Below are 21,185 nucleotides of genomic sequence, written 5' to 3'. Positions count from 1 at the left end.
TAAAAAGGTCAGTTACGGGTAATAAAGTAGCGGGCCGCATCTGCTTATCTTAAAAATATATGAATTACACAGGCCTGCTTAATAAAATTAAGGATTACGCCCTGCTCTATTACAAAACCCATACCGATGAGCGGTTGGTGTACCACGATATTGAGCATACCCAAAATATGCTGGCGGCCTCTACCCAGATAGGCAATCACTACCAGTTAAACGAGCGCGATTTTTTCATCGTACACGCTGCCGCCTGGTTTCATGATCTGGGATACATGGTTGATATTAAACGCCACGAAGAAGAAAGTGCCAAACTTGCTGAGGTATTCTTAAAGGAATACGAGGCCGACCAGCAGATAATCGACGAGATAAAAGGCTGCATAATGGCCACCCAAATGCCTCAAAACCCTAAAACCGAACTGGAAAAGATAGTTTGCGATGCCGACCTGTTCCACCTGGGTACCGATGATTTCTTTAAGACTGATAAGCAGTTATTAAAAGAGCTGGAAACCGTGCACGGCATTGAAATGAGCAAGAACGAGTGGCGCAAAAAGAGCATTAAGTTTCTGGAGGCCCACCATTACCACACCGATTATTGCCAGGTACTGCTCAACAGTGGCAAGCAAAAGAACATACAGGTACTTAAAGATAAAATAGCCGCTTATGATGCCAAACATGGCACGGAAGTGGTAAACGCCTCTCCCGAACCAGAAACCCAACACAACGTGGAAACAGAAGAACCTAAAAAGAAAAAGAAAGCCGACCGCCCTGATAAAGGTATCGAGACCATGTTCAGGATAAGCAGTGGCAACCACCAGCGCTTAAGTGATATGGCGGATAATAAAGCTCACATTATGATAACGGTGAACTCCATTATCCTATCGGCCATTATCAGTTTGCTGTTGCGGAAGTTAACGGAGTATGAATACCTCATCATCCCAACATTCATCTTATTGGCGGTGAGTTTACTGGCTATGACCTTCTCAATCCTCTCTACCCGCCCATCCATCCCGAGGGGAACTTTCCAGCGCGAAGATGTTGATCAGAAACGCGTTAACCTGCTTTTCTTTGGTAATTTTTACAAGATGGACCTGGAAGAGTACACCTACGGTATGGTGAAAATGATGGAAGATAAAGACTTTTTATACGGAAGTTTAATACGCGATGTGTACGCGCAGGGCGTTGTTTTGGGCAAAAAATACCGTTTACTACGCAATGCCTACAACATTTTCATGTTCGGATTGATTATAGCAGTGGTGGCCTTTATTATTGCCGCTACCATGCATAATAACGCACAGAACAACCATTAACATGCTGAAACCAAAATATTTTAACCGCGATATAAGCTGGCTAACCTTTAACGGCCGCGTGCTTGATGAAGCCGCAGCGCCGGATGTGCCGCTAATTGAACGGATAAAATTCCTGTCGATATATTCATCCAACCTCGATGAGTTTTACCGTGTACGTTTCCCCGTTTTGCAGGCACTTAAACAAATAGGCAAAAAAAGCGAGGATATTGATGCCGATGAACAGCACAGCATACTGCAGCAGGCCAGCGAAATGGTGCTGGCCCAGCAACAGCACTTTGGGCAGATACTTACAAAAGACCTGATACCGGCACTTAAAAACAACGGTATATCGTTAATTTACAACGAAACTTTGCCCGAATCGTTAAAAAAAGAAACAACGGATTATTTCCTCTCAGATATTTTGGCTTTTTTACAGCCCGTTGTTATTAATGAGGATACCACCTTTTTCCCCGAGAATAATCAGTTGTATTTTTTGGTGCAGTTGTATGATGGGGTTGAAAAGGAAAAACTGGTATTGCTTAACATCCCCTCAGATAGTTTACCCCGCTTTTATAATACCAAGGTCTACGGACAGCAGTACATTTGTTTTATAGATGATATTGTAAGAGAGAACCTGCCTAAGCTTTTTAAAGATTGCACTGTTGGCGGCTGTTACAGTATCAAGGTAACCCGCGATGCGGAGCTGGATCTGAAAGATGAATACCCCGGCGAACTATCTGAGCAAATAGAAAAACAACTCCAGAAACGCGACCAGGGCTTTGCCACACGTTTCCTGTACCAGGCAGATACGCCGCTGCGCATTTTAGAGATGCTGAACCAGCATTTAGGTTTAGAGAAAGCCAATGCCGTTGAAGGCGGGCGTTATCATAACATGAAAGACCTGATGGGCTTCCCGGCGGGCAACCCTGCCTTGGTTTATGATAAATGGCCGTCGTTATCTTTACCCATACCAAACGATGAGCCGCTGGCTGATACCATCGCCAAAGGCGACTTATTGATCAACACGCCATATCAATCTTACAATACCGTACTTCGCTTTTTTAACGAGGCGGCGCTTAACCCCGATGTTGAGGAGATAAACGTTACCCTGTACCGCGTGGCCAGCGATTCGCGCATTGTGAATGCATTGATCAGTGCCGCGAAGAATGGCAAAAAGGTAAATGTGGTGGTTGAACTAAAAGCCCGTTTTGATGAGGCCAACAACCTTAAATGGGCCAAAAAGATGAAGAATGCCGGCGTGCAGATCATCTACAGCGTTACTGCCTTAAAGGTGCACGCCAAAATTGCGCTGGTAAAAACCCGCAAAGGCGACCGTATCTCCTACACTGGCCTGTTGGCTACTGGTAACTTTAACGAGGGTACGGCTAAGTTTTATACTGACCATATCCTGTTTACGGCCAACCACAAAATATTACGCGAGGTGGAACTGCTGTTCATATTCCTGGCCAAACGCGAGAAACCAACCAAGGACAACCAGATAGATTTTAAAAACCTGCTGGTTGCGGGCTTTAACCTTCAGCGCGATTTTATGGCGCTGATAGACCGAGAGATAGCCTTTGCCAAAGAGGGCAAAGCGGCAGGCATCACCATAAAACTGAATAACCTTGAGGAGCAGGTGCTCATCAATAAATTATACGAAGCGTCGCAGGCGGGTGTTAAGGTACAATTGATCGTACGTAGTATCTGTTGTTTGGTGCCGGGCGTAAAAGGTTTGAGCGAAAACATCAGCATTAAACGCATTGTTGACCGCTACCTGGAGCATGGCCGTGTATTCATCTTTAATAATGACGGCCAGCACGAAGTGTACATGGGATCGGCAGATTGGATGAACCGGAACATTTATCACCGTATTGAGGCTTGTTTCCCGGTTTATGATGAAGCCATAAAACAACAGATCGAAAAAATAATAGACCTGCAATGGAATGATACCGCACAGGCTGTGATTTTAGATGAGCATTTAAACCAAAGCAAACCGCCGGTTGAAGGCGGACGTATAGCATCGCAGCAGGCCATTTACCAATATTTAAAAGCATCAGAATGAAAAAACTGGGTACGATACTAAGTATGTTGCTTATCTGCATTGCCGGCACATCATGCGGGCAAAATAAAAGTAGCACGGCCGGTAGTCCGGCGGGATATGATCTGAACCATCCGGTTAAGTATGATATGCCTGCAGACTTGTTAGAGATCTCGGGCATTGCTTTCAATAATGGCGATGCAGCCACTATCTATGCCGAACAGGACGAAGAAGGCAAACTGTTCTATTTTAAACTTGGCGATAAAAACATCAGCCACACCAAATTTGGCAAGCGCGGCGATTATGAGGATGTAGCCATCCTTAACAACTACGCCATCCTGATGCGCAGCGATGCCAGCTTTTACACCTTCCCGCTTAGCGGCATCAAAAACAAAGATGCCGCGGGTGTGCAGGAATTTAAGAAGATACTGCCCACCGGCGAGTACGAAGGCATGCATGCCGATGGTGGTAAAATCTACGTGATATGCAAAATTGGCCAGGGTGTAGATCATAATAAGGAATGCGATGGCTATGTGCTTAACCTTTCGGCAGATGGCTCCCTCACCAGCACCGGCACTTTCAGCATCGATGTAAAAAAGATAGCCGGAATGGTGGGTAAAAAGAAGCTGAAGTTTCATCCATCGGCACTGGCAAAAAACCCGCTGACCAAGCAGTGGTTCATCCTGTCGTCAGTAAATAAAATGGTAGTGGTAACCGATGCCGACTGGAATGTGCAGCAGGTTTTCCCTATCGATCCAACAATATTTTTACAGCCCGAAGGCATGGCATTTGACCGCCAGGGCAACCTGTATATTTCAAACGAGGGCAGCAAAACCCAGCCGGGTAATGTGCTGCTATTTAAATATAAACGATAAAGTTAATCCCACAGCTATTATCATGACCGTTAAAAAACTATTGTCCGGCATTATTCTCACCGCTACGGCGATGTCGGCATACGCGCAAAAAGATAAAGAACCTGCCTACCACTTCCGCGATAGCGTTGTGGTTAAAGTGCATCCGCGGTATGATGAGCGCGGCAAAACCCACCGCTGGTTATTCGGTAAAAATTATCGTAAGGAGTGGGCAACATCGGTAAAGTTGCCTATAATTCGCCTGTCTGAAGTGATGGGTGGTTTGGAACCTGAAAAAGAAGGCGGCGGTATGCAGTCAAAATCCCTGCGTTTGAAAGATAAAACAGGCAAAGAGTGGGTGATACGCAGCGTAGAGAAAACCCCCGACAAACTGGTGCCCGAGCAGTTACGCCAAACTTTTGTTATCGATTGGCTGGATGATGCATTGAGTGGTCAGCACCCGTTCTCGGCCCTGGTAGTACCACCGCTGGCCAAAGCGGCAGGCGTACCGCACTCGCACCCTATCATAGGTGTGGTGGTTGCCGATAAGAACCTGGGCGAGTACAACGAGAAGTTTAAGAACATGATATGCCTGTTAGAAGAGCGCGAGCCTATCGGCGACTCTGACAACACCATAAAAATGATGGATAAACTGGTTGACGATAACGACAACCGCTTTGATGGCGACGAGTTTCTGCGTGCCCGCATGCTTGACCTGCTCATAGGCGACTGGGACCGCCACGAAGACCAATGGCGCTGGGCCGACCTGCAAAAAGGCAAAGGCAAAATGTACATTGGCGTACCCCGCGACCGCGACCAGGTTTTTCACTTGCAAGAGGGTGTGTTCCCTACCATTGCGCAATTACCTTATGTTAGTCCGCTGTTGGGCAATTTTAGTGCTGATCTTCCTAAAGCTAAATACAACCTGGCCAAAACCCGTTTCCTGAATCCTTACCCAGATTTCCAGATGACGCATGAGCATTGGATGAAAGTGGTAAATGATTTTGTAGCTGTTGAAACCGATGCCGTATTTGAGGAAGCATTGCGCGAGTTGCCGGGCGATACTTACAAAATGGGGCATGATGTTTTGCTGGCCAAACTAAAATCGCGCCGTGCGGCTTTGCCTGATGCAATGGACAGGTATTATCGTTTTATTTACCGCATTGTTGATCTGCGTTTGAGCGATAAGAACGAGAAGGTAGTGATAACTGGCCTACCCGACAGCAGCCTGCTGATACAGGTAAATAAGATCAACAAAGAGGGCGAAGTGAAGGACACTATCCTGAACATGGTTTACAAGCCTCAATTTACTAACGAGATCCGCTTTTACACCTCAAAAGGCGACGACCAGATAACCGTTGATAACAAGACCTCGCCTATCCATATCCGTTTGATAGGTGCCGGTGGCGATAAGGTTTACAACGTAGTAAACTCCGAAAGTACCCTGCAGGTTTATGCTCACAAGGATGCCAAATTTGAAGGCATGACCAACCGCGTAAGTAAGCATCTGTCAAAAGACACCATGAACACGCGGTTTGTGCAAACTAACTTGTACAACCTTTGGATGCCGCTTGCTACCGCCGGCCTTAACGCCGATGATGGTTTGCTGATAGGTGCGGGTGTTAAATACATCAAGAAAGATGGTTTCCGCAAGGAGCCGTTCACCAGTTCGCAGCAGATAATGGTTACCCATGCCTTTGCTACCGAGGCCTTCCGCATCAAATACAACGGCGAGTGGATAAAAGCTATAGGCAATGCCGATATAACCCTGCAGGCCTTTGCGCAGGCGCCTGATAATACGGCCAACTTTTTTGGTTTAGGTAACGGTACATCGATAAATAAAGATCAGCCCAATTACCGCCGCTTTTACCGCACCCGTTTTGACAGTTACCAGGTTGACGCAGCTTTACGCTGGACCGTAGGTAAGAACCTCACTTTTAGTGCAGGCCCTTCATTGGAGTTTTACCACCTGGACCTAAAGGATAACGTTGGCCGTTTCATCAACAACAAAGCACTCATCGGCTCGTACGACAGCAATATTGTGGATAAGGACAAAGCACACGTAGGTTTAACCCTCAACTTTAACAGCAACCAACGCAAAGGCGGCATACTGCCTACCGGTGGTTACTACTTTAACCTTAACGTACAGGGTTATGAAGGCTTGAACGATTATTCAAAAGCCTACATGCAGATTCGCCCTGAATTTACCTTCTATCAAAAAATAACCAGCAATGGCTCGGTAGTGATATCAGATCGCGTTGGTGGTGGTGTTACCGTTGGCAAGCCTGCCTTTTACCAGTCAATGTTTTTGGGCGGGCAGGGCAATTTACTGGGCTACCTGCAATACCGTTTTGCCGGCAAGCACATGGTGTACAACAATTTCCAGGCAAGGGTTAAGCTGTTCAACGTAAACAGCTACATCGTTCCGGGGCAGATAGGTCTAACCGGATTTTACGATGCCGGTCGTGTTTGGGTTGAGGATGAAGTATCCGACAAGATCCACCAGGGTATCGGCGGCGGCTTGTATTTTTCTCCTGCCGGGTTAACTATTTTCCAGGTATTGGTAGGGCATTCTGAAGAAGGTTTTTATCCGTATGTATCGATGAATTTCAGGATCTGATTCGCCCTCGCGTTATTGCGAGGGAAGCAATCTATTTATTTATTAGAAACCATGTCATTGCGATCCGCCGGCTGGCGGAGTGGCAATCTCATAGTTAGTTCTTCGTTAGGGATGGTTTAAGCGGTATTGAACCGGCAGTGGATGTTACTTTCTTTTTTTCCGCTAAAAAGAAAGTAACCAAAGAAAAAACTCGCGACTTGGTAACGCGCTGCAACGTTTCTGCTACTGCAAGGCCTGTGGTCACCGCACGTTACGCTATGTCGCATTTTTCGAGGGCGTTGGGTTCATCACCCTAATTTCTTACACTAATTGTTATGCTAAGCGTAGCGAAGTATCTATTCTGCGCCATAACGGAACGCGGTTAGATTCTTCGCTAAGTTCAGAATGACAAAAATTATTTATTCTTTTTTCTTCTTCCTTTGTCGGCAAAAAAGCTTCGGACGAAAGCGGGCAGAACAATGGTGGCCGTGTGCGGTGGTAAGGGCATAGCAATACTTGCCTGAAGCAGGCGGTTGTGTGAACGAAGTGGCGGCAAGATTTTGCAGCCCGTGGTTCTGATCGCTTTGCAGGGTAAGGCCCAGCACGAAAAGAAGCCTCGTTGCCGACTTGATTTTTTGCTTCTTTTGTATCAAGACAAAAGAAGTAGCCCCTGCGGCAATGAGCAGACTAACCTTAATTAAAGTATAAGCCCAACCTAAAGAGATTGCTTCGTACCTCGCAATGACGTTTTTCAATCTACCAAAGTGTACATTTAACACACTTTAACATTCTCATTTGTCATCCCACTATCTTCACGCCTGACTTTTGTCAGCCAAAAGTTAAAAACAGTTAAAAATGGTAAATTCAGTTGACGAATATAGTCAACTCGGTTTACATTTGCGCCATATTTAAACGGCACAATGAAAGCGTACAATTTACCATACTCAAACTCAGTCCCTTTCTACCAGGAAGGACAAGAAGTTGCTCAGCCACGTGCTGATGAGGCGGGCGCTGACAAAAAACCCCACCTTACCCCTACCGAATATATGATAGGCGTTTTAAGTGAAGGTTTAAAGCAAAACCTTTTAGGTGCCGATATCAATATGGAATTTTTAACGCTAACTGTACGCAGCTATGCTACGGAATCTGTTAAGGCAGTCCGCAGGTTTATTGGCAAGGCGGCAGGTGGCAAAAACATCAACTCTACCTCGTTCTAATATCTCTTAATACAAGTAATGAAAGTGTTCGCCCCTTATTTTAATAAAGTTCTTTTCACGGTGTTGGTTCTGCTATCGTCGTTCACGGTATTTGCACAAACCAAGGTGAGCGGTGTGGTTACCGATGCAAAAACCAAGCAGCCTATGCCTTATGTAACGGTAACTTTTGCCGGTACAACTATTGGCGCAGGCACCAATGCCGAGGGACGCTACACTATCCTCACCACGCAGGATGTTAAGCAGATCCAGGTATCATTTGTGGGTTTCCGTACCGCAGTGCGTAACATCACTCCTAACCAGGAGCAAACCATCAACGTTGCTTTAAGCGAAGACAACCGCAACCTAAGCGAGGTATTTGTAAAATCGGCAAAGAAGAAAAAATACAGCAACAAAAATAATCCGGCTGTAGAACTGATACGCAAGGTTATTGCCCACAAAGCACAAAACCAGGTGGAGAACTACGATTATGCACAGTACAAACAGTATGAGCGCATGAACGTATCGTTAAGTAACCTGAGCGAAAAATTCAAGAACAAGAAGATCTTTAAGAACTACCAATTCCTTTTCCGTGAGCAGGCCGATTCTACTGCCATGGGTGGCAAAATTTTGCTGCCGGTTTACCAGGAAGAGAAAATGTCTGATAACTATTACCGCAAGGCTCCTTATGCAAAAAAACAGGTAATTACTGCCAGCAAACAGGTTAAATACGATGAGAACTTTGTAGATAATAATGGCCTTAAATCATACTTCGACCGTATGTACCAGGACATTAACATCTATGATAACAACGTTTCGCTGCTGAGCAACCAGTTGTTGAGCCCTATATCAGACAGTGCCCCAACCTTTTATAAATTCTTTATTACCGATACGCTTAAAGATGTAACGCCAAACCTGATAGAATTAAGCTTTACTCCGCGCAACACTACCAATATGCTGTTCGAGGGCCGTATCTATATCACTATGGATGGCAACTATGCAGTGCAGAATGCTTTCCTTACAGTAAACAGAAACATCAACCTCAACTTTGTGCGTAAGATGCAGGCCAATCTTTCTTTCGAGAAAAACCCTGATGGCCGTTTCCACTTAAGCCAAAGCGACCTTAAAATTGAATTTGCTATCAACAAAGAAAAAGGTGGTGGTATGTACGGCGAGCGCCTGGTGAACATCAGTAATTTTGTACTTAACCAGCCATTGGAAAAGAAAACATACGAAGGACCATCACAAGTAGTTGCGCTGAATGCCGAGGAGAAAAATGATGCCTACTGGCAGGAAGCCCGCCCCGATACATTGGATGCAGCATCGGCAAGTATTTACAAGAATATCGATAGCCTGCAAACCATCCCGTCATTTAAAAAGACCATGGATATTGCCACGCTGGTTTTGGCCGGTTACAAAAACTTCGGCAAGTTTGAATTAGGCCCTGCCAATACGTTCTACAGCTTTAACCCGGTTGAGGGTTTCCGCCTGCGTGTGGGTGGCCGTACCACGCCCGAGTTGAGCAAACGCTATTACTTTGAAACTTACGGTGCCTATGGTTTCCGCGATGAGAAGTTTAAATATTTCCTGAGCAGCACCTACTCGCTTAACAATAAGTCTATCTACTCGTTCCCGCAGAACTACATCCGCGCCAGCTTCCAGCACGATACCAAAATACCGGGTCAGGAGTTGCAGTTTGTACAGGAGAGTAACTTCCTGTTATCATTTAAACGTGGCGTGAACGATATATGGTTGTATAACGACATCTTCCGATTGGATTATGTGAAAGAGTACAGCAACCACTTCTCCTACTCGTTAGGTTTTAAAAAGTGGGACCAAACACCTGCCGGTGCATTGCTTTACCAGAACCTGTTGCCAAACGGCGACCTGAACAATGTGAACCGTTTAAAAACTACCGAGCTATCGGCACAGTTGCGCTGGGCCCCGCACGAGCGTTTTTACCAGGGTAAACTTTACCGCGTACCTATCCCTGATAAGTACCCGATATTCACTTTGAACTATACGCAGGGTATTGCAGGTTTCTTTGGCGGCCAGTACAATTACCAGAACGTTGTGGGTAACATCAGCAAACGTTTCTATTTCTCGCAACTGGGCTATACAGACGTGACTACCGAGGGTGGCTACCTGTTTGGTAAAGTGCCGTTCCCGTTACTGGATATTCACCATGCCAACCAAACGTATGCTTTCCAGTTACAATCGTACAACTTAATGAACTTCCAGGAGTTTGTGAGCGACCACTATGCCAGCATATTTGTTGACCACAACTTTAATGGTTTCTTCTTTAACAAAGTGCCATTGCTTAAAAAACTGAAGCTGCGCGAGATCATCGATGTGAAAGCATTATGGGGCGGTATCCGCTCTGAGAACAACCCGGCTAATGACCCGTCGCTGCTGCGCTTCCCTACCAATATTGGCGAAGGTGGCGTAGGTACCTATACTTTGGGCAGCACGCCGTATGTTGAAGGCAGCGTGGGTGTTGGTAACATATTCAAATTACTACGTGTAGATTTGGTTAAACGCTTCACTTATCTGGATAACCCGGGTGCGCCTGAGTGGGGTATCAGGTTCTTTGTAAAGTTTGACTTTTAATATTATATTCGTAAACCAAGTTGACCATTTTTCTGTTAAAGGATTAAAGTTATGGCAGAGCATTGTGTAATTACTGAAGAAAGCAAGAAAGTTGCCCCTAAGCTGGTTTACCTGCTTAAGCGCCTTTTGGATGAGTGGATGGGAAAGAAGCTTTGCCGTATAGATCAGCCGGGCTTTAACAGCGCACACCTGCCCCTGTTTATGACCATTGGAAAAAGCGGCATCTCAAACAACGAGCTGGCTGCCAAAATGAATGTTACCAAACAGGCCACCAGTAAAATTGTAAAAGAGCTGGAAGCCATTAACATGGTTAAGAGTGAGAAAAGCCCTGATGATGCACGCGTAGTAATGTTGCACTACACCCCACAGGGCGAAACCTTTTATCATCACCTTAAAAGCCAGGTAATGGATCTTGAGGCCCAATACAAAAAGGTTGTGGGTACCAAAAATTACGATATCGCTATTGATACCATGCTTAAATTGGTACAATTTCACGAAGAGAACAACTGCACGGAATAAAATTCAAAAAAAAATAAAGCCAAATGACAATTAAATGAAACGGTGTTCATTTTAACGTTGTACATTTGCTTAACACTGTTAAATAATCTAATAGGAGTAGAAGAACTAAAGCGATGGGCAGCAAGGACAGAATTGCGAGACTTAAAGAAGAGACCAGGATAAACATCCTGAAGGCTGCGCTTGAAATTGTACAAACAGAAGGCTGGCAGGCATTAAGCATGCGCAAAATTGCAGATGCTATTGAATACACCGCCCCTATTATATATGAGTACTTTGCCAATAAGGAAGCGATAATATTAGAGCTTACGCGCCAGGGATACTTAAAACTATCCAAGCAGTTAACCGAGGCAAAGGCACAACACACATCGCCGGCCAAACAGCTGGAAGATATGTGGCTTACCTACTGGAGTTTTGCTTTTGCAAACAAAGAGCTATACCAGATCATGTTTGGTATAAACGCCAACTGCAGCTGCGAAATGGTGAACAAACTACCCGAGGCTGATTGCCCCTGGGATATCATAGCCGACTCGATAGGCAAGCTAATGAAAATTGAAGATATGGAGTCTGAGGTGATCTGTACCAAATACTACACCTTTTGGTCGGTGGTACACGGGTTGGTTTCTATCAACTTCTTAGATCGCGGTAACTCTGATGAAGTGAACAGACAAGTACTGAGAGATGCTGTAACAGGTATTATCAGGTCTATCACCCCCTAAAAAAATTTGAAACTACAATAACATCGTAAAAGCATTTAACGGTGTTAAATTAAAACTGATCTTTTTAACTCAACATCAAAGCCATGAAAACGCCATCAATAACTTTTAATAATTACTTAACGCTGTTAAATAATCTATCAATGTTAATAACTTTTTCGCTGAGGCATTATTAGCTACGGTGATATATCCATCGAAAACTTAACATCAGTAAAACCCCAACCGATTTAGCGTCATGTACTACAATAACACAAAAACAACAGAAACTATATATATCAACAGCCTCCGGGCATCCATCACATCAGGTAAATCACAATCAAAACTCATCATCATGAAAATTATCTTAGCCGCTATTATAGCAATATCATTGTTTAGCTGCTCAAGCGGGCCGCAAACACCACAGGCCCCACCTCCACCGGTATTACCGGTAGCAAACGTGGAAACAGGCAACAGAACCACCTACCAGGAATATCCTGCATCAATAGAAGGTACCGTAAACGTTGAAGTACGCCCGCAGGTTAGCGGCGCTTTAGACAAGGTATTTGTTGACGAAGGTGCTTTTGTAAAAGCCGGTCAGCCTATCTTCAAAATTAATGATCAGCCTTACCGTGCTGCTTTAAACAACGCACTGGCTGCACAACACGCTGCCGAAGCTGCTTACGCTAACGCACAGTTAGAGATCGAAAAACTCACCCCTCTTGTTCAAAACAAAGTGGTATCAGATTTTCAATTGAAATCAGCCAAAGCATCACAACAAGTTGCTAAAGCCAATATCGAATCGGCCAAAGCAAACGTATCAACTGCACAGATCAACTTAGGTTACACGCTGATAAAAGCGCCAGTGAGCGGTTACATCGGTCGCCTGATCAAAAAACAAGGTAGCCTGGTAGCACCTCAGGATGTGGATGCATTAACCCAATTATCTGATGTGCACGATGTACATGTTTACTTCTCATTAGGCGAAAAAGATTTCGTAGCCTTTAAAGAGCAGTATGCAGGTGCAAGCATTTCAGAGAAATTGAAACATCTACCAGCAGTTGGTTTATTGTTAGCCGATAACACCGAATACGCAAAAGAAGGCCATATAGATATGATTGACGGCCAGTTTGATAAAACTACCGGCGCTATCAGCGTTAGGGCAAGTTTTCCTAACCCGCAAGGCCTGCTGCGCAGCGGCAACACAGGTAAAGTTCGTTTGAGCTTACCTCACCCAAATACTTTGATCATTCCGCAGGATGCTACGGTTGAAATGCAGGATAAAGTATTTGTGTTTGCCCTTGCAGATAGCAACAAGGTTAAAAAACTACCTATCACCATTGTAGGTACCAGCGGTGCCAACTACCTGGTTAAAGACGGTGTTAAAGCCGGCGACCAGATAGTAACCAGCGGCGTTGATAAACTACAAGAAGGTATGGTGATTAAACCACAGCCAACCGGTAATAAAGTAGCGGCTAATTAATAGAGTCAAGAGACAAGAATCAAGAACCAAGACAAACACAATAGCACAACACAGTCTTGACTCTTAATTCTTGACTCCCTCAACTCAAAACAAGAACCAGGAATTTAAGAACCTCACATACAGTGATCTAAAGATGCAAAAACACATCTCTTAGCCACTGCTTTGCTCAAAAATCCCGCAACAACTAACACAATGTTTAAGAAATTTATAGAAAGGCCGGTACTATCAACCGTTATCTCTATCCTGTTAGTGATAGTAGGTATCCTCGGCCTCACCAAACTGCCCTTAGAGCGTTTCCCTAATATTGCCCCACCGGCAGTATTGGTATCTGCTGTTTACCCGGGCGCTAACGCCGAAACCATTTTGCGTTCGGTAACACCTTCTCTGGAAGAAGCAATTAACGGTGTAGAGAACATGACCTACATGACCTCTACCGCCAGTAACGATGGTACCCTGGGTATTACCGTTTACTTTAAACAAGGCACCGACCCTGACCAGGCTGCTGTAAACGTGCAAAACCGCGTTTCGCAAGCCTCAAGTCAGCTCCCTGCCGAGGTTTTACAATACGGTATCACCACCACCAAACAGCAAAACAGCTTTATTGGTGCCATGGCGATATATACCGACGATCCTAAAAAATACGATGCCACATTTGTTGCCAACTACGCGCAGATCAACATCGTACCGGAGATCAAACGTATCCCGGGTGTAGGTTCGGCACAGGTATTTGGCGGTGTTAAGGATTACAGCATGCGTGTTTGGTTAAACCCGGCACAAATGGCTGCCTACAAAATTACCCCTGCCGAAGTAATGGCCGCTATACAGGATAAAAACGTTGAAGCTGCTCCGGGCCGTTTCGGCGAGCGCAGCGAGCAGGCGTTTGAATACGTTATCAAATACAAAGGTAAACTAACCAAACCTGAAGAATACCAGAACATTGCTATCCGCGCTAATGCAGATGGTTCGGTACTGCACCTTAAAGATGTAGCCCGTGTTGAATTGGGTGCTTACTCATACAACAGCTACAGTAACCTGAACGGTAAAGATGGTGTGATCATTGGTATCATCCAGTTATCTGGCTCAAACGCTAACGAGATACAGATAGCCATTGATAAACTGATGGAGAAAGCGTCAAAAAGCTTCCCTGTGGGTATCAAATACAACCAATTCTATCGTACCAAAACCGACCTTGATGAATCAATCAACCAGGTTGAGCATACGCTGATAGAAGCATTCGTGCTGGTATTTATTGTGGTGTTCTTGTTCTTACAGGATTTCCGCTCAACATTGATCCCGGCCATTGCGGTACCGGTGGCAATTGTGGGTACGTTCTTCTTCATGAGCCTGTTTGGCTTCTCGGTGAACTTGCTTACACTGTTTGCACTCGTCCTCGCGATAGGTATTGTGGTGGATGACGCGATCGTAGTGGTAGAGGCCGTGCACGCCAAGATGGAGCACGACCCAAGCCTTACCCCTAAAAAGGCAACCACCGAAGCGATGCACGAGATAACCGGTGCAATTATATCCATCACCCTGGTAATGGCTGCGGTGTTCCTGCCGGTGAGTTTCATGACGGGTTCTACAGGTATCTTCTACCGCCAGTTTGCGTTGACCATGGCTATCGCCATCATTATATCAGCGGTAAACGCGTTAACGTTGAGTCCGGCCCTTGCAGCATTGTTCCTGAAAAACAAACATACAGCCGATGGCCATGATGCGCCTAAAAAAGGCTTTGTAGATAAATTCTACGCAGGCTTTAACGGCGGTTTTAACTACATGACCAACAAGTATGTTGCCGGTATAAAAGTGTTGATCAAAAATAAATGGGTAAGCGTTGCAGGCCTGGTGCTGATCACTGCTATCACCGTATTTATGGTGAACAAAACCAAAACAGGCTTTATCCCTACCGAAGACCAGGGCTTTGTGGCCATTGCGGTTTCAACTCCATCCGGTACTTCGTTAAGCGGTACTAACAAGATCTTTAAAGATGCTGAGGACCAGTTGAAAACCCTACCATCTGCAAGGTTCGTAACGGCGCTATCAGGTTTCAACTTCCTGACACAATCAAGCAGCCCATCAGCGGGTGTTATATTCCTGCTGTTGAAGCCAACCGAAGAGCGTGGCGAAGTGAAGAACATTGATGAGATCCAGAACATTGTTCGCGGAAAGCTGGGCACTGTTACCGGCGGTACGTTCTTCGTGTTCAGTTTCCCTACCGTGCCCGGTTTCAGTAACGTGGAGGCACTTGACGTGATGCTGCAAGACCGTACCAACGGTAAGCTGGATAAATTCAGTGGTGTAGCAAATAACTTCATTGCTAAGCTAATGCAGAAACCAGCTGTAGCCTACGCCTTTACTTCGTACAAAGCCGACTACCCGCAATTACAATTAGAAATTGACGACGAGAAAGCTAACCAGTTGGGCGTAAATGTGAAAGATATCCTTTCAACCATGCAGGCCTACTTTGGTACCGCGCAGGCATCAGACTTTAACCGCTTTGGTAAATACTACCGCGTGGTGGTGCAAGCTGATATCGCCGATCGCACCGACCCTACAACTATCGACCGTGTGTTTGTGAAAAACAAAGCAGGCGAAACCGTGCCTATCAACACCCTGGTTAAACTAACCCGTGTGTATGGTTCAGAGACTGCCTCTCGTTACAACCTGTTCAACTCTATTGAGGTGAACGCGATACCAAAACCTGGTTATAGCTCTGGTGATGCCATCAAGGCCATTGAGGAAACTGCTAAAGAGCAATTACCTGCAGGTTATGCCTACGAGTTCTCGGGCCAAACCCGTGAGGAGATCTCATCGGGCGGGCAATCAGCCGTGGTATTTATGCTGTGTTTGGTATTCGTTTACTTCCTGCTATCAGCACAGTACGAAAGCTATATCCTGCCATTGGCGGTTATCCTGTCAATCCCTACAGGTATCTTCGGTACGTTTGCTGTATTGGGCTTAACCGGTATCGAGAACAACATTTATGTACAGGTAGCACTCATCATGCTCATCGGTTTACTGGCCAAAAATGCCATCCTGATAGTAGAGTTCGCCGTGCAGAAACGCCGCCAGGGATTAAGCCTGGTTAATGCCGCCATCGAGGCCGCAAGATTAAGGATCCGCCCTATCATCATGACCTCACTGGCATTCGTGTTCGGTTTGTTCCCGATGAGTATCGCAACCGGCCCAAGTGCACAGGGTAACCACTCTATCAGTATAGGTGCTGCCGGCGGTATGGTGAGCGGTGTAGTATTAGGTTTATTCATTATCCCGGTGCTGTTTGTAATATTCCAATATCTGCAAGAGAAAGTTAGTGGTACCCCGATAGAGAAACACCTTGACGGTGCTAACCACGAACAACACGCAAAACAATTGGAACCGGAATTATCATAAATCAACTCACCCCGACGTCGCTACGCTGGTCGACCCTCTCTGCTAAGCAAAGAGGGTGAGAAAAAAGACTAAACCCTCTTTCCGCAAAGCGGAGAGAGGGTGGTCAAGCGGCAGCGACGACCGGGTGAGTCCTCAACACAACAACAAAATGAAAAAGATATTAAGCGGGCTATCCTTATTATTAGTATTGATAATAAGCGCCTGTAACGTCTCTAAAGACGTTAAAACCCCAAAACCTGAACTGCCTGTGGCTTTCAGGAACGCAGATGCTAAAACCACAGCTGATACCAGCAGCATTGCCGATATCCAGTGGAAAAACTTTTTTGCCGATGCTACTTTACAAACGTTGATCGATAGCGCTATCCGTAATAATTACGATATGCAGATAGCTTTGAAAAACATCGAATCGTCTCAGTTGCTGTTCAAACAGATCAAGTTTAACTACACGCCGCAAGTGAACCTGAATGTTACAGCCAACACCAGTCGCCCGAGCGATAACAGCCTGAACGGTTTAAGTTTGGGACAGTTCCTTGGTTCAAAGCATATCGAGGATTACAACGCTAACCTTGGCCTTTCATGGGAAGCAGATATTTGGGGTAAGATCCGCAACCAAAGCAAAGCAGCTTTAGCGCAATACCTGCAAACTACTGAGGCGCGTAAAGCTATCCAAACCAACATTGTAGCGTCGGTATCGCAAGGCTATTACAACCTACTGATGCTGGATGAGCAACTGGCCATAGCTAAACGTAACGTTAATTTGAATGACAGCACTTTGCGTATCATCCGCCTGCAATTCAAATCGGGGCAGGTAACGTCATTGGCTGTACAACAGGCAGAGGCGCAGCAATTGGCTGCAGCTCAACTGGTGCCCGAGTTTGAGCAGAACCTCACCATACAGGAAAATGCCCTGCGCATCCTGACCGGTGCATTGCCTGACAGGGTTGAGCGCAGCACACGTTTAGATCAGTTACCTATTGCAGAAAATATCCCTGCCGGTTTACCATCGGCAGTTGTGAGCCGCAGGCCTGATGTTCGCAGCGCAGAACTGGCTTTGAACATTGCTAATGCCAACGTAGGCATCGCTAAAGCAAGCCTGTACCCATCGCTGAATATTACCGCTACAGGTGGTGTAAACTCGTTTAAGGCTGACAACTGGTTCAATATTCCTGCATCGTTATTTGGTACAGTGGCAGGTAGCCTAACGCAGCCTATCTTCAACCGCAAGAAACTGAAAACCCAATACGAGGTGGCTAAAGTTGAGCGCGAGAAAACCGTGCTGCAGTTCCGCCAGTCGGTACTGAACGCCGTAGGTGAGGTATCAGATGCGTTGGTTAAAATAGAAAAACTAAAAGCACAGCAAACCATTGCGGCCAACAGGGTAAGCACCCTACAACAGGCAACCGGTAACGCCAACCTGCTGTTTAAAAACGGCATGGCCAATTACCTTGAGGTAATTACTGCCCAAAGCAATGTATTGCAAAGCGAATTGGAACTGGCATCCATAAAACGCCAGCAGCTAAGCGCCGTAGCAGAGCTTTACCGCTCGCTTGGTGGTGGCTGGAAATGATCTCTTGTTGATGAGTGATCTGAGGAAGCCGCATCCCAACTTAGGTTGGGGGCGGCTTTTTTGTTTGTCAGAACTCGAATTGAAAGAATTTATGGAATTAACAGAATCCCTGAACTCTTTTTAATAATTCAGCAAATTCTTTTAATTCCTAAAATTCGGGTTCAGACCGTCCCTTCCGAATCTTCAATTATTGCTTGTAAGTCGATATCGTACTTATCAATGGCAGATTGTAGCTCTTCCTTTATCCGCTTGCGTAAATTGCGCGGACCAAGCACTCGTATCTTGCCACCAAAACCTAACAGTTCTCGCTCCAGCTCAAAGTTGGGTATCACGCATATGCTAAAGATCTTGCCGTTCATTTCATCTGTCAGAAACTTTTGGGTATGGTGCAGTGGCTTGGTAATAATGTATGGGGCATTGGCTTCATCTATCCAAAATATCACCTCACAAGCCCGCTGGTTGGGCGTTTTGGTTACGCCCAAACAATCGTTGTAGTAAGTGCTGAGGACTATTTGTGTGTTAGGGATGTACTCGTCGGCATGTTCCTCTATAGTTTCGATACGATCCAACGCCAGGGTAAGCAAAGGTTTATTCCGCGCATGCGATACACCTAAAGCAAACCAACGGTTACGGTATTCTTTCAACAAATACGGACTAAAACAGAAACTATTTGCTTGCCTTGCCTTAAACGAGCGATAGGTAACACAAATGGTTTTGCGGGCAACAATAGCCTTGCGGATGGTCTCTATCCACTCCAAACCTTTCAGGTTCTCGTTCTTCTCAAAATCGATTACGGCGGGGCTGTTGGTTTTTTGGGTATAGATCTTATCTTCCAGCTTGCTCACCATCTCGTTCAGGTCGGCGAAGTGGTTAAAACCTTTAAACTGTTTCAGCAGGTCAGATACTTCGGTAAGCACCTGCATATCCTGGTGATTAAGCGGTATGTTGGTAATACTGTAATCTTTATCGCTGTAAGTGTAATACTTCTTATCTACCACAATAATAGGGGCTTCGTAGCCCAGCTTGTTGCTGCGCATCATCTCAATATCAGCCTGTACGGTGCGGCGGCTCACACCTTTGTCAATCCCCTGGTACTCGTACAAGGCATCAGACACGGCATCTATCAAAGCCTCAAGCGTCCATTTCTTAAAACGGTTGCGCAGGCAGTTATCAATGGTGCGGTAGCGGATAAGGGCGTTGCGGTTAACTGGCATGGTTCTAAACTGTCTGAACTCGAATTTTAAGAATTAGATGAATTTATAGAATTAACATTTGTACAACACTCATTTATAATTCGATCAATTCCAAAAATTCTTTTTATTCAAGTTCAGACAAATTATAAAAATATTTTCTACTGCGCAAAAACACTGCGCACTTGGTGTTTTACTTTGTATCATAATAAAGGAAAGAAAAACAAAAACGTCTCCGCCTAACACGGGGCGGAGACAAAAAAGAGGTTATGGAAAAAGAAAAAATATCAAACGGCGAAATAAGTGCCTTAGGCATTAATGACCTGGAATTGTTAGTTGCTTTTAGTCGCGTAGCAAATGGTTTGTTAAAAAACAGCGTAATGGATAAGGCACAAATACTGGCCAACCTCGAATCGCTGATCGATGACCCGATCCCCTACGCCCTTAAAAAAGGCGGCAAGTTCAAAAACATCGCCGAAAAAGTCATCGACCTGCGTAAAGAGGGTAAGTTTATTAAACAGGCGCGTAGCGTGCACGAGCTGAAGAAAGAAATAGCGGAGTTCCCGGTTTTCGGGCTTGAACATATTGAGGCCGGGGCGCTGGCGCAGATGAGGACGGCTATACAATTGCCAATAGCCGTTGCCGGCGCCCTTATGCCCGATGCACACCAGGGTTATGGCCTGCCCATTGGTGGCGTGTTAGCCACAACAGCTAATACCATTATCCCCTACGCAGTAGGTGTGGACATTGCCTGCCGAATGTGCTTAAGCATTTTCGAGCTGCCTGCCACAACCATCGATACCAAACAGGATAACTTGAAAAGCCTGTTGCTTAACAACACGCATTTTGGTATGGGCAGCGAGAGCAAGGCCCACCACGATACCACTTTGTTTGACCGTGCCGACTGGGGTGCCACCAAACAGATCCGTGCGTTAAAAGATAAAGCTTACCGCCAGTTAGGTACATCGGGCACCGGTAATCACTTTGTGGAGTGGGGCGAGCTGGCCATTGCCGATGGTGCAATAGAGGGTGTACCTGCGGGTAATTATCTGGCGTTGCTGTCGCACTCGGGCTCGCGTGGTTTTGGCGGTAACATTGCGGGTTACTACTCAGATATCGCCATGAAGAAAACCAAACTGCCGCACGAGGCGAAGCATTTGGCATGGTTAGACCTGCATACCGAGGAAGGCCACGAGTACTGGTTAGCCATGAACCTTGCCGGAGAATACGCCAGCGCCAACCATCATGAGATACACAACAAAATAGCTAAAGAAATGAAGCTTGAACCTTTGGCGCGTATTGAAAACCACCACAACTTTGCCTGGAAAGAGCAACTTGCTGATGGTACCGAAGTGATGGTACACCGTAAAGGTGCCACCCCTGCCGGCGAAGGCGTACTGGGTATAATCCCGGGGAGCATGAGCACACCAGGCTTTGTGGTGCGCGGTAAAGGCGAGGCTACTTCTATTAACTCGGCAAGCCATGGTGCTGGCAGGTTAATGAGCCGTAGCGCAGCGTTTAAAACCATCAAAAAAGAGCTGATCACCGCCGAGTTGCTGAATAAAAAAGTAACCCTATTGGGTAGCGATATTGATGAAGCGCCGATGGCTTATAAAGATATCCATACGGTAATGGCCGCTCAGCATGATCTGGTAGATGTGCTGGCAAAATTTCAGCCGAGGATAGTGCGTATGGCCGATCCTAAAGAAAAGCCGGAAGATTAGTTATTATTATGCAGCAGCTATTTGGCTGCTGCTTATTAAATTTACAAAG

At 45.7% G+C, this 21,185-nt stretch carries 14 protein-coding genes; 12 read left to right on the top strand and 2 right to left on the bottom strand.

The window, feature by feature from the left end; all coding sequences use genetic code 11:
• The first annotated feature begins 59 nt into the window (after positions 1-59).
• Genes D0C36_RS17545 through D0C36_RS17535 form a run of 4 tightly spaced genes read left to right on the top strand, consistent with a single transcriptional unit; the run spans position 60 to position 6,789 of the window.
• A complete protein-coding gene (locus D0C36_RS17545) occupies positions 60-1,301 on the top strand; it encodes a Pycsar system effector family protein (RefSeq protein ID WP_117392966.1) in 1,242 nt (413 codons plus the stop codon).
• Position 1,302: 1 nt separating this feature from the next.
• Positions 1,303-3,342, top strand: coding sequence for a polyphosphate kinase 1 (gene ppk1 / locus D0C36_RS17540; RefSeq protein ID WP_117392965.1), 2,040 nt, complete (start codon positions 1,303-1,305; stop codon positions 3,340-3,342).
• Positions 3,339-4,193, top strand: a complete 855-nt coding sequence (locus tag D0C36_RS24580) for an SdiA-regulated family protein (protein WP_158557140.1) — start codon at positions 3,339-3,341, stop codon at positions 4,191-4,193. The genes ppk1 and D0C36_RS24580 overlap by 4 nt, the downstream gene beginning before the upstream one ends.
• Before the next feature lie 22 nt (positions 4,194-4,215).
• Positions 4,216-6,789 (top strand): BamA/TamA family outer membrane protein, encoded by a 2,574-nt coding sequence (locus D0C36_RS17535; RefSeq protein WP_158557139.1) that lies wholly within the window; start codon positions 4,216-4,218, stop codon positions 6,787-6,789.
• A gap of 398 nt (positions 6,790-7,187) precedes the next feature.
• On the opposite strand, the gene D0C36_RS17530 is transcribed toward D0C36_RS17535, so the two are convergent.
• On the bottom strand, positions 7,188-7,523 hold the full coding sequence (locus D0C36_RS17530) for a hypothetical protein (protein ID WP_117392963.1): 336 nt from the start codon (positions 7,521-7,523) through the stop codon (positions 7,188-7,190).
• 165 nt (positions 7,524-7,688) lie between these two features.
• On the opposite strand from D0C36_RS17530, the gene D0C36_RS17525 reads away from it, so the two are divergent.
• The 7 genes from D0C36_RS17525 (at position 7,689) to D0C36_RS17495 (ending at position 18,222) form a co-directional block, all read left to right on the top strand.
• Positions 7,689-7,985 (top strand): hypothetical protein, encoded by a 297-nt coding sequence (locus D0C36_RS17525; protein ID WP_117392962.1) that lies wholly within the window; start codon positions 7,689-7,691, stop codon positions 7,983-7,985.
• Between the two features lie 18 nt (positions 7,986-8,003).
• The gene (locus tag D0C36_RS17520; protein WP_117392961.1) at positions 8,004-10,571 is read left to right on the top strand and encodes a DUF5686 and carboxypeptidase-like regulatory domain-containing protein; all 2,568 of its coding nucleotides are present in this window, start codon (positions 8,004-8,006) and stop codon (positions 10,569-10,571) included.
• A 51-nt stretch (positions 10,572-10,622) separates the two neighbouring features.
• On the top strand, positions 10,623-11,090 hold the full coding sequence (locus D0C36_RS17515) for a MarR family winged helix-turn-helix transcriptional regulator (RefSeq protein ID WP_117392960.1): 468 nt from the start codon (positions 10,623-10,625) through the stop codon (positions 11,088-11,090).
• 113 nt (positions 11,091-11,203) lie between these two features.
• On the top strand, positions 11,204-11,806 hold the full coding sequence (locus D0C36_RS17510) for a TetR/AcrR family transcriptional regulator (RefSeq protein ID WP_117392959.1): 603 nt from the start codon (positions 11,204-11,206) through the stop codon (positions 11,804-11,806).
• 328 nt (positions 11,807-12,134) lie between these two features.
• Entirely contained in the window at positions 12,135-13,262 is a 1,128-nt protein-coding gene (locus tag D0C36_RS17505; protein WP_117393602.1) for an efflux RND transporter periplasmic adaptor subunit, read from the top strand.
• A 192-nt stretch (positions 13,263-13,454) separates the two neighbouring features.
• Positions 13,455-16,655, top strand: a complete 3,201-nt coding sequence (locus tag D0C36_RS17500) for an efflux RND transporter permease subunit (protein ID WP_117392958.1) — start codon at positions 13,455-13,457, stop codon at positions 16,653-16,655.
• 148 nt (positions 16,656-16,803) lie between these two features.
• Positions 16,804-18,222: a TolC family protein gene (locus D0C36_RS17495; protein ID WP_117392957.1), complete on the top strand. Its 1,419-nt coding sequence runs from the start codon at positions 16,804-16,806 to the stop codon at positions 18,220-18,222.
• A 161-nt stretch (positions 18,223-18,383) separates the two neighbouring features.
• On the opposite strand, the gene D0C36_RS17490 is transcribed toward D0C36_RS17495, so the two are convergent.
• Positions 18,384-19,436, bottom strand: a complete 1,053-nt coding sequence (locus D0C36_RS17490; RefSeq protein ID WP_117392956.1) for a helix-turn-helix transcriptional regulator — start codon at positions 19,434-19,436, stop codon at positions 18,384-18,386.
• 245 nt (positions 19,437-19,681) lie between these two features.
• On the opposite strand from D0C36_RS17490, the gene D0C36_RS17485 reads away from it, so the two are divergent.
• Positions 19,682-21,136, top strand: coding sequence for an RtcB family protein (locus D0C36_RS17485; RefSeq protein WP_117392955.1), 1,455 nt, complete (start codon positions 19,682-19,684; stop codon positions 21,134-21,136).
• Positions 21,137-21,185 lie beyond the last annotated feature (49 nt).

The sequence above is a fragment of the Mucilaginibacter conchicola genome (assembly GCF_003432115.1).
Taxonomy (GTDB): domain Bacteria; phylum Bacteroidota; class Bacteroidia; order Sphingobacteriales; family Sphingobacteriaceae; genus Mucilaginibacter; species Mucilaginibacter conchicola.
This window is presented reverse-complemented; position numbering and strand designations above follow the sequence as displayed.

Bases quoted from the DNA above. Each gene is read 5' to 3' on its own strand.
- D0C36_RS17545 (WP_117392966.1), top strand. From the start codon at position 60: ATGAATTACACAGGCCTGCTTAATAAAATTAAGGATTACGCCCTGCTC.
- ppk1 (WP_117392965.1), top strand. From the start codon at position 1,303: ATGCTGAAACCAAAATATTTTAACCGCGATATAAGCTGGCTAACCTTT.
- D0C36_RS24580 (WP_158557140.1), top strand. From the start codon at position 3,339: ATGAAAAAACTGGGTACGATACTAAGTATGTTGCTTATCTGCATTGCC.
- D0C36_RS17535 (WP_158557139.1), top strand. From the start codon at position 4,216: ATGACCGTTAAAAAACTATTGTCCGGCATTATTCTCACCGCTACGGCG.
- D0C36_RS17525 (WP_117392962.1), top strand. From the start codon at position 7,689: ATGAAAGCGTACAATTTACCATACTCAAACTCAGTCCCTTTCTACCAG.
- D0C36_RS17520 (WP_117392961.1), top strand. From the start codon at position 8,004: ATGAAAGTGTTCGCCCCTTATTTTAATAAAGTTCTTTTCACGGTGTTG.
- D0C36_RS17515 (WP_117392960.1), top strand. From the start codon at position 10,623: ATGGCAGAGCATTGTGTAATTACTGAAGAAAGCAAGAAAGTTGCCCCT.
- D0C36_RS17510 (WP_117392959.1), top strand. From the start codon at position 11,204: ATGGGCAGCAAGGACAGAATTGCGAGACTTAAAGAAGAGACCAGGATA.
- D0C36_RS17505 (WP_117393602.1), top strand. From the start codon at position 12,135: ATGAAAATTATCTTAGCCGCTATTATAGCAATATCATTGTTTAGCTGC.
- D0C36_RS17500 (WP_117392958.1), top strand. From the start codon at position 13,455: ATGTTTAAGAAATTTATAGAAAGGCCGGTACTATCAACCGTTATCTCT.
- D0C36_RS17495 (WP_117392957.1), top strand. From the start codon at position 16,804: ATGAAAAAGATATTAAGCGGGCTATCCTTATTATTAGTATTGATAATA.
- D0C36_RS17490 (WP_117392956.1), bottom strand. From the start codon at position 19,436: ATGCCAGTTAACCGCAACGCCCTTATCCGCTACCGCACCATTGATAAC.
- D0C36_RS17485 (WP_117392955.1), top strand. From the start codon at position 19,682: ATGGAAAAAGAAAAAATATCAAACGGCGAAATAAGTGCCTTAGGCATT.